Annotated in this window: 14 protein-coding genes; 5 read left to right on the top strand and 9 right to left on the bottom strand. The window is 44.5% G+C overall.

Annotated elements, in window-relative coordinates; all coding sequences use genetic code 11:
- The first annotated feature begins 169 nt into the window (after window positions 1-169).
- The 4 genes from NSS67_RS08440 (at window position 170) to NSS67_RS08425 (ending at window position 4,776) form a co-directional block, all read left to right on the top strand.
- Complete coding sequence (locus tag NSS67_RS08440; protein ID WP_339319137.1) at window positions 170-1,546, top strand: extracellular solute-binding protein; 1,377 nt, start codon at window positions 170-172, stop codon at window positions 1,544-1,546.
- A gap of 254 nt (window positions 1,547-1,800) precedes the next feature.
- Window positions 1,801-2,685 carry a sugar ABC transporter permease gene (locus NSS67_RS08435; RefSeq protein ID WP_339319136.1) on the top strand — a complete coding sequence of 295 codons (885 nt, stop codon included), beginning with the start codon at window positions 1,801-1,803 and terminating at the stop codon, window positions 2,683-2,685.
- A gap of 25 nt (window positions 2,686-2,710) precedes the next feature.
- Window positions 2,711-3,601: a carbohydrate ABC transporter permease gene (locus NSS67_RS08430; protein ID WP_339319135.1), complete on the top strand. Its 891-nt coding sequence runs from the start codon at window positions 2,711-2,713 to the stop codon at window positions 3,599-3,601.
- Window positions 3,602-3,954: 353 nt separating this feature from the next.
- Entirely contained in the window at window positions 3,955-4,776 is an 822-nt protein-coding gene (locus NSS67_RS08425; protein WP_339319134.1) for a TerC family protein, read from the top strand.
- Window positions 4,777-4,874: 98 nt separating this feature from the next.
- Here NSS67_RS08425 and NSS67_RS08420 read toward each other — a convergent pair whose 3' ends face one another.
- Window positions 4,875-7,238 (bottom strand): YcdB/YcdC domain-containing protein, encoded by a 2,364-nt coding sequence (locus tag NSS67_RS08420; protein WP_339319133.1) that lies wholly within the window; start codon window positions 7,236-7,238, stop codon window positions 4,875-4,877.
- Window positions 7,239-7,409: 171 nt separating this feature from the next.
- On the opposite strand from NSS67_RS08420, the gene NSS67_RS08415 reads away from it, so the two are divergent.
- A complete protein-coding gene (locus NSS67_RS08415) occupies window positions 7,410-8,357 on the top strand; it encodes a serine hydrolase (RefSeq protein WP_339320543.1) in 948 nt (315 codons plus the stop codon).
- Between the two features lie 366 nt (window positions 8,358-8,723).
- Here the strand turns inward: NSS67_RS08415 and NSS67_RS08410 are convergent, their stop codons facing one another.
- From NSS67_RS08410 to NSS67_RS08375, 8 genes are all read right to left on the bottom strand, one after another.
- Window positions 8,724-9,386 (bottom strand): ABC transporter permease, encoded by a 663-nt coding sequence (locus NSS67_RS08410; RefSeq protein WP_339319132.1) that lies wholly within the window; start codon window positions 9,384-9,386, stop codon window positions 8,724-8,726.
- Between the two features lie 83 nt (window positions 9,387-9,469).
- The gene (locus NSS67_RS08405) at window positions 9,470-10,246 is read right to left on the bottom strand and encodes an ABC transporter ATP-binding protein (protein WP_339319131.1); all 777 of its coding nucleotides are present in this window, start codon (window positions 10,244-10,246) and stop codon (window positions 9,470-9,472) included.
- A complete protein-coding gene (locus NSS67_RS08400; protein WP_339319130.1) occupies window positions 10,227-11,219 on the bottom strand; it encodes a MetQ/NlpA family ABC transporter substrate-binding protein in 993 nt (330 codons plus the stop codon). Before NSS67_RS08400 ends, NSS67_RS08405 begins: the two co-directional genes overlap by 20 nt.
- A 246-nt stretch (window positions 11,220-11,465) precedes the next feature.
- Complete coding sequence (locus tag NSS67_RS08395) at window positions 11,466-12,146, bottom strand: GntR family transcriptional regulator (RefSeq protein WP_339319129.1); 681 nt, start codon at window positions 12,144-12,146, stop codon at window positions 11,466-11,468.
- A 41-nt stretch (window positions 12,147-12,187) separates the two neighbouring features.
- A complete protein-coding gene (locus tag NSS67_RS08390; protein WP_339319128.1) occupies window positions 12,188-13,204 on the bottom strand; it encodes a sugar kinase in 1,017 nt (338 codons plus the stop codon).
- Window positions 13,197-13,952, bottom strand: a complete 756-nt coding sequence (locus tag NSS67_RS08385; RefSeq protein ID WP_339319127.1) for a KDGP aldolase family protein — start codon at window positions 13,950-13,952, stop codon at window positions 13,197-13,199. The genes NSS67_RS08390 and NSS67_RS08385 overlap by 8 nt, the downstream gene beginning before the upstream one ends.
- 1 nt (window position 13,953) lies before the next feature.
- Window positions 13,954-15,057 (bottom strand): DgaE family pyridoxal phosphate-dependent ammonia lyase, encoded by a 1,104-nt coding sequence (locus NSS67_RS08380; RefSeq protein ID WP_339319126.1) that lies wholly within the window; start codon window positions 15,055-15,057, stop codon window positions 13,954-13,956.
- Window positions 15,023-16,135 carry an amidohydrolase/deacetylase family metallohydrolase gene (locus tag NSS67_RS08375; protein WP_339320542.1) on the bottom strand — a complete coding sequence of 371 codons (1,113 nt, stop codon included), beginning with the start codon at window positions 16,133-16,135 and terminating at the stop codon, window positions 15,023-15,025. The genes NSS67_RS08380 and NSS67_RS08375 overlap by 35 nt, the downstream gene beginning before the upstream one ends.
- Between the last annotated feature and the right edge of the window lie 430 nt (window positions 16,136-16,565).

The raw sequence follows: 16,565 nt of genomic DNA, 5'->3' as shown, positions 1-16,565 counted from the left end.
CTTTTTACATTCGCTAAAAAATGCCTACATCATTCTTAAATATGGACCATGTTTCTATCAGCCAGAAACTCTTAAGATGAGGATGCAAGAAGAAACGACGTTGTCATCTTCCATGATGGATAACACTCGTTCCTTCAAAATACATCATTCTAAAAAAGGTGGGTTTTTGATGAAAAGTAAAGGAATCAAGCTAATGCTTATGAGTCTAATGCTTCCAGCTCTGCTTGCAGGCTGCGGTGGCGGAAATAACAATGCGAAAGCTACAAACGCTCCTGCGAATGACAAGGCCGAAGCTACTGCCGAGGCAACAGCGAACGCAGCGGAGAACGCACCAGCCGAAAAAATCACACTGAAGTTCTTCACCGCACTTGCGGATCGGGCAAACGGTTCAGGCAAAGTGGAGCAAGACATCATCGACGCTTATATGAAAGAACATCCTAACGTCAAAATAGAAGTGGAAGCGCTTCAAGATGAACCTTATAAGTCGAAAATCAAAGTATATGCCTCCAGCAATCAGATGCCTGATATCATTCAAGCTTGGGGTCAGCCTTCATTCCTGAGTCCACTGCTCGATAATGACTTGCTGCTTGAACTGAACAGCGCTGACTTCGAAGGCGATCAATTTGTTTCTGGTTCAATGGACGGCTTCAGCAAAGATGGCAAACTATATGGATTGCCGCGTAGTGCAGACTATATGGTCATGTTCTATAACAAAAAAATCTTTGCTGACAACGGTATCGAGGTGCCAAAGACTACTGCTGATCTGCTTGCAGCTGTCAAAACATTACGTGCCAACAAAATCAACCCTATCGCTATGAATGGTATGGATGCATGGACGCTGCCAATCTGGTATGAGTTCGTTGCTCAACGTCAAAATGGTGATTTTAATAAGATGGATGAAGCTGTTGCTCGTAAAATATCCTTTAATGATCCTAGCCTCGTTGCAGCTGCAACTGAAATGCAAGATTTCGCAAATGCCAAAGGCTTTGCCGACGGCTGGTTGACCGCCGATTACGGCGCAGCGCGTAACTTGTTCGGACAAGGACAAGCCGCTATGTTCTTTATGGGCGCTTGGGAGTCTGGCTTAGCTACGGATGTGAACTTTTCTGAAGAATTCCGCAATAATGTAGGCGCATTCGCTTTCCCTGGCTCAGATAAAGGCAAATCAACGGATGACGCTGCTTGGTACGGTGGTGGATATGCAGTAAGCAAGAACTCCAAACACGCTGAAGCCGCTGTTGATTTCTTGAAATATTTCTTCGCGCCTGAACACTGGTCCAAGATGTTATGGCAAGCTGGCGCGGGTACACCTGCGCAAAAATTCAATGAATTCTTGACTGGAAATGAAACTCAACTCCAAAAAGAACTAGTGGATGTCTTCAGCTCGATGACCTCTTCCAGCGGAACTCCACTGCAGGATATTGGTAACGACGAGTTCAAGCAAAAGGTAATGGAGGCTCACCAAAGCCTGCTCTCCGGCGCTACAACTACAGCAGAATTCGCCAAAGCACTTGACGCTGCGTCCGATAAATTGGCTGGTAAATAGTCTCTAAAACTGCGAGGAATATGAACCTCGACGTTCCAAAATTAACTCCATAAATGGTTGCGTACAAACCCCCGGCTCCCCCAGAGGCCGGGGGTTTGTTGTTCAAGCATAAATGCCTTTGGTATCAGAGAAAATTATCATTCCATAATTTAAAAAATGTGTACAATCATCTGAAATATACGGCATGTTCCAGGGTCTAGCTTCCCGTTACGATGGTATTAGATAGATTACTCTTTCAAAGGACGGAGATTTCCATGCACAGAGTGTTAAGCGACAAAAAAGCGATATTTCTGCTCATCGCACCCGGACTATTCCTGTTTGCTTTTATGATTTGCATCCCTATCTTTATGAGCGCTTATTACGGTTCAACGGACTGGGGCGGAATCGGCAAGTACAATTTTATTGGCTTTGATAACTATCGCGAAATCCTATTTCATGACAAAGTATTCTGGACTTCGCTAGGCAATGCCCTGTTGCTGACCGCTGCCACTGTATTCTTACAGCATCCCTTTGCCATCCTAATAGGGATATTCCTGACCAATTCCGGTAAATACGAAAAAATATTCCGGACAATCTTTTTTATCCCCGCTGTAATTTCCGTTGTGGTTACAGCCAAGCTGTGGAGCGGGATTTTTCATCCCAATTACGGACTGCTCAACAAGCTGCTAAGTGGCGTCGGGCTGGATTCACTCACACATGATTGGCTTGGAGATCCGAAGACAGCGATCTGGTGTATCATCATCGTGGTGATGTGGCAAGGTTTTGGGTACGCACTGCTGCTTTATTATTCAGGTCTGCAAGGCATTCCAAGTGATCTAAGCGAAGCCGCAAAGATCGATGGCGCAAACAATTTCACCCTTTACACGCGCATCATCATACCGCTTCTTTCGCCTATGATGCGAGTTGCCATTATCATCGCGGTTACGACCTGTCTAAAGCAAATGGAAACCGTGTTCTTAATGACTAACGGTGGCCCGGCAAACAGCACGCAATTCTTAGGGAACTACCTATACAAAACCGCCTTCTCATCGTCGCTATATGGCTACGGTAATGCAATATCTATCCTATTCATTGTGTTCTGCCTTGTACTAACCGTAATACTCAATAAGGTTCTGAAGAAAGATATCGGAGAGTTTTAGAATCCCTGTAACCGGAGGAAATCATATGAATAATTCATTAGCAACTGCCGCTTCGCCCCCCAATCTGAAGCTTCATAAACAGAAGCGCAGTAAACCTACAACTGGCAAAATCCTAATGATGGTGTTTCTTGGTCTCATCGCTTTGATTCAGTTATTTCCGCTCATCTGGCTGATCGATTACTCCCTACTAAAGAGTGGTGATTTCTTTGGAAGCTCTTTTCTGAAATGGCCATCCCCTCCTCAATGGGAGAATTATAGAAATGCTTTTACCTACGGGCGTGTACCACGCTATTTTGCCAACAGTCTTATCATTACAGTAATTACCGTTGCGCTGTCCGCACTAGTGTCACTGATGATGGGGTATGCGTTCACCCGCATGAAATGGAAGCTAAGTGGTATTGTCCTATCGCTCATCATGATGGGCATGATCATTCCCATTCACGCCACACTGCTGCCGAACTTTATCCTGTTTAACAAGCTCGGAATGCTGAACAATATGTATACGCTGATTCTGCCTTATTCGGCTATTGTCATCCCAATGAGCGTGCTCATCATGACTGGTTTTCTAGAGACCATCCCTCGCGCGATTGAAGAGTCGGCGGTTATCGATGGCTGCGGCATTTACGGTGTGATCTTCCGCATCATCCTGCCAATTACGAAACCCGCACTAGCTACCATCTGTGTACTCAATTTCATCAGCACCTGGAATGAATTCATTATGGCGAACACCTTCCTCACCTCGGAGGATCTCAAGACCATTCCGTTCTCCATTATGAAATTTGCCGGAGAATATTCCTCTAACTACGGTGCTCAGTTCGCTGTTATGACGATCATTGCCATACCAACTATTCTGATCTACTTGCTCTTTACAGAACAGATGACCAAGGGAATCACGGCTGGGGCGGTTAAGGGTTAGCATAAAATGGAGTAGAGAACTCTAGCTTTATTTCTCCAATATTTTATTGACATTAACTTTCATCTCGTATATGATCTCTTTAGGCAAAAACACAAAAAAATAATTTTTAAAATTTAATATATCCCGTAAAGGGGAGTAGCTGTTAAATAAAGTCGTCAATACGAGAATATGAGGATATTCTCCGGCTTTATTGGCAATTCAACATTGTTAGCGAGACCTTTACCAATCAGGTTAGACCTTTATTCCAAAGGCTAATCTGTTTGGTAAAGGTCTTTTTTATATAAAATTGGTTAAGCTGTTATGGTGAATATCTCATAGTAGATATTTGCATTAGAAAAGGGAGGACAACAGTAATGGATTGGGGATTAATATTAGAGTACGGCTGGGTATTGCTCGTTCTTGTAGCACTTGAAGGACTACTAGCCGCAGATAACGCATTGGTATTGGCAATTATGGTTAAACATCTTCCTGATGAGGAAAGAAAAAAAGCGCTATTTTACGGATTAGCCGGAGCCTTCGTATTCCGCTTCGGATCACTATTTGTCATCTCTTACCTGGTTGATATCTGGCAAGTACAAGCCATCGGCGCGATTTATTTATTGTTTATCGCGGGGAATCATATCTTCCGAAAACTATTGTTCAAGAAGCCAGTTACGGATGAAGCAGCTGAAAGCGGTACTGGTACTGCAGTCAATAAAAAGAAATCCAGCTTTTGGTTTACTGTCTTCAAAGTAGAAGTTGCTGACATCGCCTTCGCGGTCGATTCCATCCTAGCAGCAGTTGCACTTGCCGTTGCTCTTCCTGCAAGTGGTCTTCCACAAATCGGTGGACTTGACGGCGGACAGTTCCTCGTCATCTTTGCTGGTGGATTTATCGGTCTGGTCATTATGCGTTTCGCAGCTACCTTCTTTGTTAAATTGCTCCATACCCGTCCAGGTCTTGAAATTGCAGCCTTCTTCATCGTAGGTTGGGTCGGAGTTAAGCTCGCAGTCATCACCTTGGCACACCCTTCACTTGGTGTTCTTTCCGAAGACTTCGCACATAGCACTTGGTGGAAGCTCACCTTCTATGTTGTGCTCGTACTCATCGCTGCAATTGGCTGGTTTATGAGCAGCAAGGTTGAAGAGAATGTTAACGAGAATCCAATTAAAGAAGTAGATAAACAACTCCATTAATTACCGTTGAATCCCATATAAAAAGATAACCCGAAAGATGCACCCTTTCAGTAAAGGTGTCCGTCTTTCGGGTTATTTTCTTTTATGCTTATATATTCTTATTGACCAATAATCTGATCGGTCTTTCCTTGCAGCTCCACTAGCTTCATAATTACCGAAGCCGCCAGCGCTTTCGTAACAGTCTGCTGTGGATTAAACTTGCCGTTGTCATCCTTTAGGATTCCCAATTTCACAACAAGAGCCACTGCTCCCTTATTGTTTATAGATGCATTATCACTGAACTGACTTACAGTCACATCTTTATCAAGATAGGTTGTGAGTTTGTTATATTTCAAAAAATTAGCTAGCTGAACAGCAAGCTGTTCCCGGGTTAACTTACTATCTATTTGCAGGCTCTCATCCTTGTTGATCCACTTACGATCTGCTGCATAAGTAACAGCATCATAATAGGAATTCTCAGGCTTCACGCCTGCCACAGTTTTTCGTTCATTATTACTATAATAATTGCTGAAGTTCGGATTAGAAGCCTTGGCAAGATAGGTTAGCCAATCGCCAACAGATATTTCTTGATCTGGGTTCACTTTGCCATCGGCATCCGGAGTAATCACATGGTATTTTACTAATTCTGATAAGGCTTGTTCCGCTGCGTGGCCTTTGATATCCGTCGCAGATAGTTGAGCATCTTGCTGACCCAAGTAATCATAGACCGCAACCCATTTTCCAGTGGCTGCATCTAAAACCTGATTCAATCCATTAAATTCAGCAATGGTTGTATCATATATCAGTTTCACCTTTGGTGCTGCATAGCTATTATAAGCATTGTATCCACCAACCTGAGTGTATCTTAGCTTAGTTTGATATTTAGGTTTATAGGTTTCGAGCGCTTCCTTCTTGGAAATTTTTGCATCAGGCGATAATGTGATTTCATCGATACCCTTTATCCGATTCCCCATGTAAGAAGTCAGTCTACCGTAAAGATCCAAGCTTACCGAAATGGTACTGTCACTCACAGGAATCCCTTGATGAACTCTAATAAACTGATATCTGTATCCTGATCCGTCTGAAGTCACGCTTGAGTTAGCTCCATATTCTACAAGCTTTAGCTTCTGACTCGCCTGAGGATATAGACCATTAATTATACTAAGCGCTTTAGTCTTAGCTTCAACCTCACTAAGCTTCTTCCCTCCAGCAGGAGCCGGCTCTTCCTTCTTATCCTGATTAATACCATAAGTTTGAGCTTGGTACTGCAATATTTCACCAGTCTTTGCATCGATCTCGGCAGAGGATTGTTCTGGGAAGCCAGCACCAATGAAACGTTCATTTCCATTACCACCCCAGTATAACTGCCAGATCTTCCGATCCGTATCCTGATAGTCATTTCTCAAGCTTTGAGAGATCAATTTACGATCTGCTGGAATATAAGCAACCTTCTTTACAAGCTGCTCTGCTTCTTTTGCAGAGAGCTCTGTAGTTGAGCTTCTTGCTTGATAGACATCCTTGGTCTTGGTTAAATCTGAATACACGACTGCAGTGGATACGGATTCTTTTCCTTCTAAATCTATTCTCTTACCGGTCAATGCATCGATAGGATATAGAGACTGATCAATTGGACGCCAGCCTACAATCCAGCTGTTAGGTTTTCCGTTCTTATAAATAGGAGTGTAAAAAAGACCTAAATCAAACTGTTCCGCAAATTGCTTCTGTGCTTGCTCCAGGGTAATCTTGGGCTGTGCAGATGGGTATTCAAGCCCTTGAGAAAACTTAGAGAATTGCGTCACTTTTCCGTTGCCATCCACAACTATGTTAATGCTATCCGATCCAGAAGGAATACCATTCTTCATGACACTGAAGTAATAGCCATATTGAACAGGACCGAATAAAGAGTTCGAAAAGTAATTATAACCAGCATTCTCATTTAATTGCAGATCACTGCTCTTAACCGATGAGGCTGCTTTAGCCACAAAAGCCTTGGCGATCTCCAGTGCCTGAGTCTGCGATACTTTCGGTGGATAATAGGATTCGTTATTCTCACGAGGGTATGAAATGTACGTATTGATGATATCTCCATTAATGGCATCTATCTCACTGCTAAAGCCATGCCCCATATTCCCCTCTTGAATCTGCCACTGAATGTTCCAGATCATTTGATTTGTTGGAGCTGGGTAGCTTTGGTTAGATCCCAGTTGAACATTGTTTACTGTTGCATCTTTTAGGGATGGGAATAGTTCTCTTAGCTTCGCAACCGCCTGCTCCTGTGTGAATTTTACTTTTGTCGGATCAGCCTCGGAGATCGTTGTAGTAGTCGGGGCTTGTGCGCTAACCTGTGTTACCGAAGTGTTACTACTAACAGATGTAGAATCGGCTGCGGCCAAAGCTGGGGGTAACAATAACGCAAGTGCCACTGTAGTGATCAATACCGTTTTAGCTGTCTGATGAACAAAGTGAGTATTATTGCTTTTCAAAAGAATTCATCCTCCTCTAACACGTGATTCATAACATTATACAGATATCTCCTTATATTTTCCATATTTATTTAACGACAGGAAATTACATTGTTTATGTAATGCATGCTATATGAGCTATAATGGTAGGCAGCTACAGCTTTAACTCATCTCTGAAAGGGGGCCACCCACATCACTGACTGGAACCTTCAGCCGCTTATAGACGGCATTACTGGCCTAGATATTCGCAGTTGTCTAATCGTTCAACATGGAAAACCCATACTGGAGCATTATCGCGAGCCAAAAATCTCAGAAGAGCTTGGCAAAATTAACTCCTGCACCAAAAGCGTGCTCGCCGCCCTGGTCAGCATAGCCATAGATAAACAAATCATTCCGCCACCTGACACACCTATTTCTCTATTTTTCCCTTTATTAAAAGAGGATCAAGATCCACGAAAAAGAGAGATCACTATCGGTCACTTATTAACGATGACAGCGGGCTTTAACTGGACGGAGTTCGGGGGGCAGAATTCCTTTCCGACCATGACCAAAACCACAGACTGGGTAAAGTTTGTGCTCGCCCAGCCGCTAGCTCATACGCCGGGAACCGTGATGACTTATAACTCCGGATGCTCTCAGCTCTTATCCACTATCCTGCGTGAGTGTTCTGGACAAGACGTTGCAGCATTTGCCAAAGCTCAGCTATTTCAGCCGCTTGGCATCGAAAGCTACCGCTGGGATACCGATCCCCAAGGCGTACATACCGGTGGCTTTGGCCTTTATCTGAAGCCGGAGGATATGCTGAAATTCGGCCTACTTTATTTGCAGCAGGGGTGCTGGAAGGACCAGCAGCTCATTCTTTCGGATACTGTTCAGAAGTCCACTCGTCCCTATGTTGCAGCTACGCTACCACAAAAGGGCTTTTACGGCTGGCACTGGTGGGTATCCTCATTCAATGCTGGTACTGAGCAGCAGCGAAACGAGATTCCTTATTATTTTGCACTCGGATTCGGAGGTCAGCATATCCTTGTGGTTCCATCCTACGAGCTGGTCGCAGTCATCACTGCGGATAAGTACAAAAAAGGCTCACCAGCTAATGTGTTCGGTCGATTTATCGTGCCGGCGCTTCTTGGTCGGTAAGGATCACTATATACTCGGGCAAAAGCGACTATCGAACATAGCGTCTGTTATGATTCTCCGATTTTTTTCGGGGAATTTTCAATTCTGTTGTATTTCATACAACAGAATTTATTTAAATAGCACTGAATTGCAGTTCTATTGTATTTTGTGCAATCAATCATATGAAAAATACCCTTTACTAGCACATTTCCTGGAGATCCGTTGCACAAAGTGCAGTAGATGAACTTTTTCGAGCGGAAACGTGGGTTTCTATTGTACAAACTGCAATTAAAAGGGCATACCGTTAATTTCCTATACAACAAAAAAACCAGCAAAGCTCCATGCTGGAGCCTGCTGGTCTAATCTTTTTAGCCGATACAATCATATTTAATTCCGCCACTTCATAAACTTGTAATCCAGAAAATCAACAAGCAAGAAGAGGACAAACCCCACCAAACTAAACAGCATAATTCCCGCATACATCTCCGGATAATCCAGTCTTAACCAAGCATCCATAATGAAAAAACCCATGCCATGCTCAGTTCCATAAATCTCCGTGAAAAAGAGGACTGATATCGCCGTTCCAAGCGAAATACGAATCGTACTCAGAATGACCGACAGTGCACCCGGCAGTGTCACATGCCAGAATTTCTGCACAGAGCTAGCACCTATACTCGTTAAGACATCATAGGTATTCTCAGGAATGGCCTTCACACCATCTCTAACAGAGATGATAATTTGAAACAATAGAATCAGCATAATCATCAAGATTTTAGACGTTTCGCCAAGCCCGAAGAACAGCATCACAACGGGAAGCAGGGCGATTTTTGGAACAGGATATGTTAAATAAACGACAGGGTCCAGCAGCTTATTCCAAGTCAGCGAACGTCCCATCAGCAGACCAATGAGCAGTCCAATGATTAACGCCAGCACCACACCCGCAAAAATTCTGAACAAGCTATACCCCACATTTAAAGCAACATCCTGTACCCCTAAATGAAACATAGCGTTATATACAGCGAATGGACTCGGCAAAATCGAATGATTCATAAGCAAATAGGCAATATACCAAACCACATTCATACAAAAGAACACAAACAACAGTCTTATTATGTGATGAAGCCGACTTGTTCTCACCATATCTCCTGCATTACCTTTCTGATTTGCTTAGTCTGCTCAAAGAAATCTACACTGTCCCGCTTATCCTCATGCTTCATTTCAAATACCAATTGATTATCAATCATTTCTGGAGCTTCTTCTTTATTAGATGGCATAACAATAATTTTCTGCCCCAGCAGAATAGCTTCTTCCACATCATGGGTAACAAATAAGGTAGTAGCCGGATGGGCCAACCAGTTATCCAAAAAGAGAATCTGCAGCGTTTCCCGCGTAATCGCATCCAGTGCGGAGAACGGCTCGTCCAGCAATAAAATGGTGGGCATAATGGCGAATGCTCTAGCAATTGCTACTCTTTGTTGCTGTCCCCCACTGAGAGATAGAGGATAACGATCAGCTAAATCAGAGATTCTCATCGATGAAAGCCACTGTTCAATCTGGTTCTCACGTTCTTGCTTGGATTGGTTAGCCGTATGCGAGATTTTCATCGCAATTTGAATATTATCATGTACAGTCTTCCATGGGAGAAGGCCATAGTTTTGCGGTACGAGACCGATCAGAGTTTCTTTATCATGCACGGATTTCTCATTAAAAAGAATCTGCCCCATATAGCTTGGAAGCAAGCCCGCGATCGCCCGTAATAAAGTGGATTTCCCGCTGCCAGAGGGTCCGATGATCGTGTAAATCCCATGCTCTGGAAAAGATAAATCCATCTGTCCTAAGGCTAATTGCCCCGTCTTGTACTCTACTTTAAGGTCTTTTATAACAAGTCCCTTATTTTTTGAACTGGACATCAGAAATCACATCTTCAGGCGAGATATTTTTGCTAAGCAAACCTTTTTCCCGTGCCCATGCAAATGCGGCTTCCACTTCTTTCACATCCACTTGATTGGCAGGGATATAATCAGGCACTTTAATTTCATCTTTCAATGTTTCTGGATAACCAACTTCTTTGATCACAAGATCGATATATTCGGATTGATCATGAGATTTCATATAGGCTACAGCTTCATCATAAGCAGCATACATACTGCGAATCGCATCTGCCTTAGCATCAATTGCAGTCTGTGGGAAAGCCAATACAAATGGATTCACGCCCGCTGTATGCGTTGAGCTAAGCACGCGCAAGCCTGAAGCTTTACCCATAGTTACAAATGGTTCAGGCAAAATCGCTGCATCCGCCTTATTATTCTTAAGCAATTCTAAACGGGTAGGGATTTGCGGAACCTCAGTTACCGTAATATCATCTTCCGTCAAACCCGCTTGTTTCAGCATCATCGCCACAGTATATTGTGTGGAGGTATTTTTGGATAAAATCACGGTTTTGCCCTTCAAGTCCTTCACTTCTTGAATCGCGTCATTCCCAGTCAATAAATCGAATTCACCAAAAGTGGTGCTAGTGATCTTCACATCCAGCCCGGCTTCATTGTAAATAGAAATCGCAACCAAATCAGCGCTGATCCCCTCTAGCTTACCTGCTTGAAAAGCGACATCACGGTCTTTTGCACTCTTGAACGTTTGGATATCTAGGTTCACTCCATGTTTCTTATCGAAACCTTGTTCATGTGCAATTACAAAAGGAATAGCATCAATCGAAGGCAATAGGCCAAGTGACAAAGTAACAACTTCTTTTGAAGCCTCACCTGTAGTTCCTTCTGTCGATGCTGTATTCGTGTTATTCTTTGAACCACAACCGACTGCAAGTACAGCGATGACAGCTACCATCATCGACATCATCATCATTCTTTTCAAAGCTCTTTTCTTCATAAAAATCTCCAACCTCCATTAATCTTTCTATAGTCGACATGCCCCTAGTCTTTGCAATCTGCAAAAGAGCATGCAAAAAGCCCTTAAGCTGTTCCAGGACGCTTCAGGTATTGTAATTTTACATCAGTCATCACATCTTGTATATTCATAAATTTAAATAATTATATTTACCGCTTGCAAAGATACAAAAAATCCGAACCATCCTGCAGGGAATTCACCCTACAAACTGCTCCGGATTTTCTCTAACTACACCTCATAGTTCACTACATAATTCTGCAGCTCCGTGTTGTAAAAGCCGATACTATACTCAGTTACCTTGCCAAGCTCATCGTAAGAATAACGTGTTCGCTTCAGCAATGGAATCTTCTTATCCAGAAGCAATATCTCCTCTACATCAGGCGGAGGAACAGCAACGAAAAATTCATCACGCAGTTTCTCTAAGGAAACGCTCCGTTCTTCAAGCAGTTCATACAAGGACTGGGCATTTAAGTCTAGTAGATCCAAATCATCCATACCATTTACTAAATAATGCGTGTAATGAACGTATGGAATATCATTGAGACTGTATATGCGTTCCAAGCGTATACAATATTCACCGAATAAACGATAAGGTTCACTTCCGGCTTCATTATATACCCGCTCCGCCTTTAGCCATTGCTTCCGAATTTGATGCCCTTCATCCACCAGAATTTCCGTGAACTTCTTCCATTTGGACAGCTTGGAGGATGAGGTATTGCGGATCACCTTCGTCCCCTTACCGCTCCCTTTCTCCAGAAATCCCTCTTGGACGAGTTCCTGAATGGCACCGCGCACAGTGATCTTGCTGACATTAAATTCCTGCTCCAACTGTGGTTCGGAAGGAATATTCAACCCGATAGGATAGACTCCGTGTAGAATCCGATCCTTTATAATATTTGCGATTTGCATATATAAGGGCTTATCTTTTCGGGACAAACTCAAGAGGTTCACTACCTTTCTACATCGCCTACAGATAGGGTCATGGCTCGAAGTACATCCGCTTCTGAAGCCATGGGAGTGTCGCCCTCGACAGTATGGGCTAGCATACTAGCGGCAGCGGCAAACCGTACTGTCTGCTCAGGTGTAAATCCTGTTAGCTCTCCATGCACAATTCCGCTCGTATAGGCATCTCCAGCCCCTATTCTATCATAGACGAGAAATCTCAGTGTATCCGAAAAGAAGAAGCTCTGATTCTTATAAAGAAACCCTCGCAGTGAATGTGAGTTATCGCCATGAATACTGCGATGTGTGCCTGCGATCACCGAAATATCGTACTGCTTCGCAACCGCGGGAATAAGCTCAATCAATTGCTCTTCACGATGAGCTTGTTCAGTGCTCATCCCCAAGATATAGATCGCGTCCTTCTCATTCATCATTACGATATCGGCCAGCCTCAGCATTTCCTCGTAATGCGGCTTCGCTTGTGAATACCCTTCCGCTCCCCATAAGGATGGACGATAGTTGCAATCGAAGATCACAGTCCCCCCCTGCTGCTTTACTGCTCTAGCTAAGGATTTCATGTGATGACGCACACTATCGTTCATAGCCAGCGTAATGCCGCAGAAATGGATCACATCCAGACTTCGCGCAATCTCTTCATAATCATAAGTTTCCTCAGGAGCCGTGTTGAAGCTACTCTCCAGACGATTGCTATAAGTCACCTTACTTGGACGAGCGCCAAATCCGTTCTCCAAGAAATACAAGCCTAGGTATTCTCCCCCTCGTATAACGAAGGTAGATGAGATTCCCAGCTTCCGCAAATACGCCGCGGCGGCATCTCCCAAAGAAGTATTCGGCAAACGGGAAACCAAAGCACCTTCATGCCCGAAGCGTGCTAGTGCAGAGCTGACATTAACCCCAGTGCCAGAGAATGAATAATTCAAGGTGTTTCCTTGTGATAGCAGCTGAACTCCCGGCACCTGCAGACGCATCATTACTTCTCCGAATGCCCCGATTACTTTAGGCATATTTATCGGTCAGCCTCTTCATAATTCCAAGCAAATCACGCACATCCTGGATCTGGGTCTGTCCCGATTCTTGGTCGATAATGGATGAGTAGACATGCGGAATCACTTGTGGCACCCCTGCTTCAAGAGCAATTTCCAGAATAGCCTCGAAATTGTCCATATCAATTCCACCGGTTGGTTCGAGTGCAAACCCTGCCTCAGCACAGGCCTTCGCGACAGAGCGGTATTCCTCTTCACGGCTTAATCCCTGCATTGGGAAATACTTCAGTGCATTACCACCCATATCCCGAACAAGCGCAATTGCTGATGCTACAGGTACAATCGCCGCTTCACTCTCCGCAGCACTGAAGAGTCCTGTTGAAATATTCACGTAACCAACGCGACCAGAAGGGGAGACCATGCTGTTGATCCAGCTGTCTTTCCCACCAAGATTAGCGCGTGTAGCTCCGACCACAGGGAACACCTGGTTAATATGACTACCCGGATAATGCTTAGCAATCTCGGCCACAATTGCCGCTTGGCGATTATCCCCTGCACCTAAGCCAATCGATACAGCATCTTCTATTTCTTGACCATATTGCTTCATGGCGGTTACGGCTTCTTCTACCGTCTTATAATCCTTAGAGAGTACACCGACCAGCACATGACCTTCCGCCGCGGCATAAATCTCTTTAGCATTCTCGATATCTTTAGCTAGTACATTTAATGCGGTGCGGCCCTTATAAAAACGCTGTGAAATCATTGTCATCTTATTGTCCCCCTATCAATTTATGAATGCTGTCTACGATCACGAGCAGATCATCCCCAAGAAGTGGCCGTGGGTCAATATCGAAATACCCCTGCTTCACTCCATAATCGCGGGTGTAAATCGCAATCTCGCCCTGCTGCAACCCCTCCACCAATTCCTTCGCCGTAATTCCGGCCTGCTGTGGATCAACCTGAACTCGGCCGCGATAGATGGCACGACCCGCCTCATCCTGCACAATCGTTACACGAATTCCCGGAAGATCATTCAACACCATTAATCCTTGCAAAGACGCTTGCTCGATGTCACTTTTATCTTCCTTGACCATGTATTCTTCCAGAGCTTGTAGCAGACCAAAGGAAGTTTCCTTACCGACCTTCATACTGCGCCCTATTCCATACAATTGGACCTTAACCCATTCCACATATTTACGTTTGCCGGCGACGATACCGGATGTAGGCCCTTCTATGGCTTTGGAACCACTATAAATCGCCAGGTCAGAGTATTTCACATATTTACAGAGGTCTTCTTCCGCTGCTGCATCTACGATTAACGGAATATCTTTACGCTTAGCGATCTCCCATGCCTCTTCAACGGATAACATATTTTTCTGCACCGCATGGTGGGACTTCACATACAGAATGGCAGCCGTCTGCTCACAAATGGCGTCCTCTATATGTTCGGCTCGGCCTTCATTCGCATAACCGACCTCAATTAGTTTTCCTCCACCTAGATAGACCATCGTTTCCACCGGAGCTCCGTACTGGACATTATGTCCCTTCAGAATGATGATTTCATTACGTGGAATGGCTTCTTGGTGCAAACGTTCACTCCGGCGGCGGTTGCCTTGGGTCACTAGCGCCGCAACGGACAACGCAATACCGCTGGAAGCTGAGTTAACGATAATCGCTGCTTCAGCACCGAGAATACGTGCCGTATAATCCCCAGCTTTATCCACCAGATCCGCTATTTCCACATAACTCTGTCCGCCTTGCTTCATCGCCTCCATCACAGTGTCAGACGGAGCTGATACCCCCAGAATACTCATTCTGCCGCTTGCATTAATTACTCGTTTAAGCCCGTATTTCGCATTTAATGAATTCGCCACCCATAACCACTCCTTTTGCATGGATTACTTTATCCGTCACTCTTTCTTCCCCTTCAGAATCAACAAGCACTGCAGATTCTTGCTGCAAGGTGAACAGGGTCAGGTTTGCAGGATCACCTACCTGAATTCGGCCTAGCTCCGGCCTGCCCAACCATTCTGCCGCATTGGAAGTAACCGCTGCCACAATCTCATCCAGAGCATAGCCCAAACTTAGAAACTTTGAAAGTACATTAGACATGCTAAAGACAGGTCCCTTCATTCGGTTCACACGATAAATATCCGTGCTAATCGTATTCGGTCCAATGCCGTTACGTTTAGCAGCTTCAGCTACCTTAAATGAGAAGCTTGCTGTTCCATGCCCTACATCCAGATGAACCCCCCGGTCAATCGCCTCCGTCAGTACCTGAAGCGGCTGCCCGTCCGCAGCAAACAAATTATTCTCTTTTCCGTTGAGATAATGGGTCACGATATCCTTTTGCTGCAACAGAGGCATAACCTCTCTGATATCTGGCGGTGCTGAACCGATATGTACCATTAACGGCAGTCCCGTCTCCATTGAAAGGCTTCGTGCAATATGCAGCGGCTCAATTCCGCTGGCGCCGACAACGCTTTTGCTGATCCGAGCTTTTAGTCCCACGATCATCTCCCCGTAAGTTCGAACGGATTGCAGGACTTTCTCCGTATCGATCCATTCCAAGTTGGATAATTCGTCAATTCTTAGCAGTCCGATCCGCGAGATATTCAAGAACGCCAGCACATTCGTCTTAGCCTGCGATGCATCCCAGGCCAGATCACCTATCCGATCAGCCCCGCAGCTTCCGGCATCGACGAGCGTTGTTACTCCCTGCCGGACACCGATCTCATCGATCTCGTCACCATACGGATCAAATTCACGAAAAGCATGCACATGCATATCAATCCAACCACTGGATACGTATGCGCCTGAACCCTCCCACTCCTGTCCCCCACGGCCCTCGCCTGCCGGGGTGATCTCAGCTATCCTTCCACTCTCGATTACAATGTCGATCTCTTCTCCGCTTACTCGTTTCACCTGACGGAGCACGTATCTTTCATCCAGTGTTCTCACCTTTTCCCATATAACATTATAATGTTTAAAATACCACGAAAAGCACATGAAGTAAATATAACGTTATAATGTTTGTAAATGAAAATAGACGGGGCTGTCACAAAATTAGAGAAGCCTACTTATGTGACGGATTCTTTTTCGAGAGTAATTATGGAAAATCTCCCTGATTATAGCCGATACTTGCTTTAAATGATTAGATTGGGGAATTCCTCCCTAAAAATCAGGGTAATATCTATATTCACCGACGAATCAGTTGAATTATAGGGATGAATTCCCTGCTATGAACGAATTAGTCAATACCCCTGTTTTCCCCTTTAAACCAAAGGGTTTTCAATTCCTTGGGCACAGAGACAAAATGCGAGTCGTCGGCTGGCAATCTGCTATCCGTGGGTTGGTTACCACATATTATGCCTACGTCGAA

Source organism: Paenibacillus sp. FSL R10-2734 (assembly GCF_037963865.1).
In the GTDB taxonomy this organism is placed as follows: domain Bacteria; phylum Bacillota; class Bacilli; order Paenibacillales; family Paenibacillaceae; genus Paenibacillus_AQ.
Note: the sequence above shows the minus strand (reverse complement) of the source record. Positions and strands in the feature narration are given on the sequence as shown.

What these genes read in the sequence shown, in the direction of transcription:
- NSS67_RS08440 (WP_339319137.1), top strand. Translation starts at nt 170, where the DNA reads ATGAAAAGTAAAGGAATCAAGCTAATGCTTATGAGTCTAATGCTTCCA.
- NSS67_RS08435 (WP_339319136.1), top strand. Translation starts at nt 1,801, where the DNA reads ATGCACAGAGTGTTAAGCGACAAAAAAGCGATATTTCTGCTCATCGCA.
- NSS67_RS08430 (WP_339319135.1), top strand. Translation starts at nt 2,711, where the DNA reads ATGAATAATTCATTAGCAACTGCCGCTTCGCCCCCCAATCTGAAGCTT.
- NSS67_RS08425 (WP_339319134.1), top strand. Translation starts at nt 3,955, where the DNA reads ATGGATTGGGGATTAATATTAGAGTACGGCTGGGTATTGCTCGTTCTT.
- NSS67_RS08410 (WP_339319132.1), bottom strand. Translation starts at nt 9,386, where the DNA reads ATGAATCATTCGATTTTGCCGAGTCCATTCGCTGTATATAACGCTATG.
- NSS67_RS08405 (WP_339319131.1), bottom strand. Translation starts at nt 10,246, where the DNA reads ATGTCCAGTTCAAAAAATAAGGGACTTGTTATAAAAGACCTTAAAGTA.
- NSS67_RS08400 (WP_339319130.1), bottom strand. Translation starts at nt 11,219, where the DNA reads ATGAAGAAAAGAGCTTTGAAAAGAATGATGATGATGTCGATGATGGTA.
- NSS67_RS08395 (WP_339319129.1), bottom strand. Translation starts at nt 12,146, where the DNA reads ATGCAAATCGCAAATATTATAAAGGATCGGATTCTACACGGAGTCTAT.
- NSS67_RS08390 (WP_339319128.1), bottom strand. Translation starts at nt 13,204, where the DNA reads ATGCCTAAAGTAATCGGGGCATTCGGAGAAGTAATGATGCGTCTGCAG.
- NSS67_RS08385 (WP_339319127.1), bottom strand. Translation starts at nt 13,952, where the DNA reads ATGACAATGATTTCACAGCGTTTTTATAAGGGCCGCACCGCATTAAAT.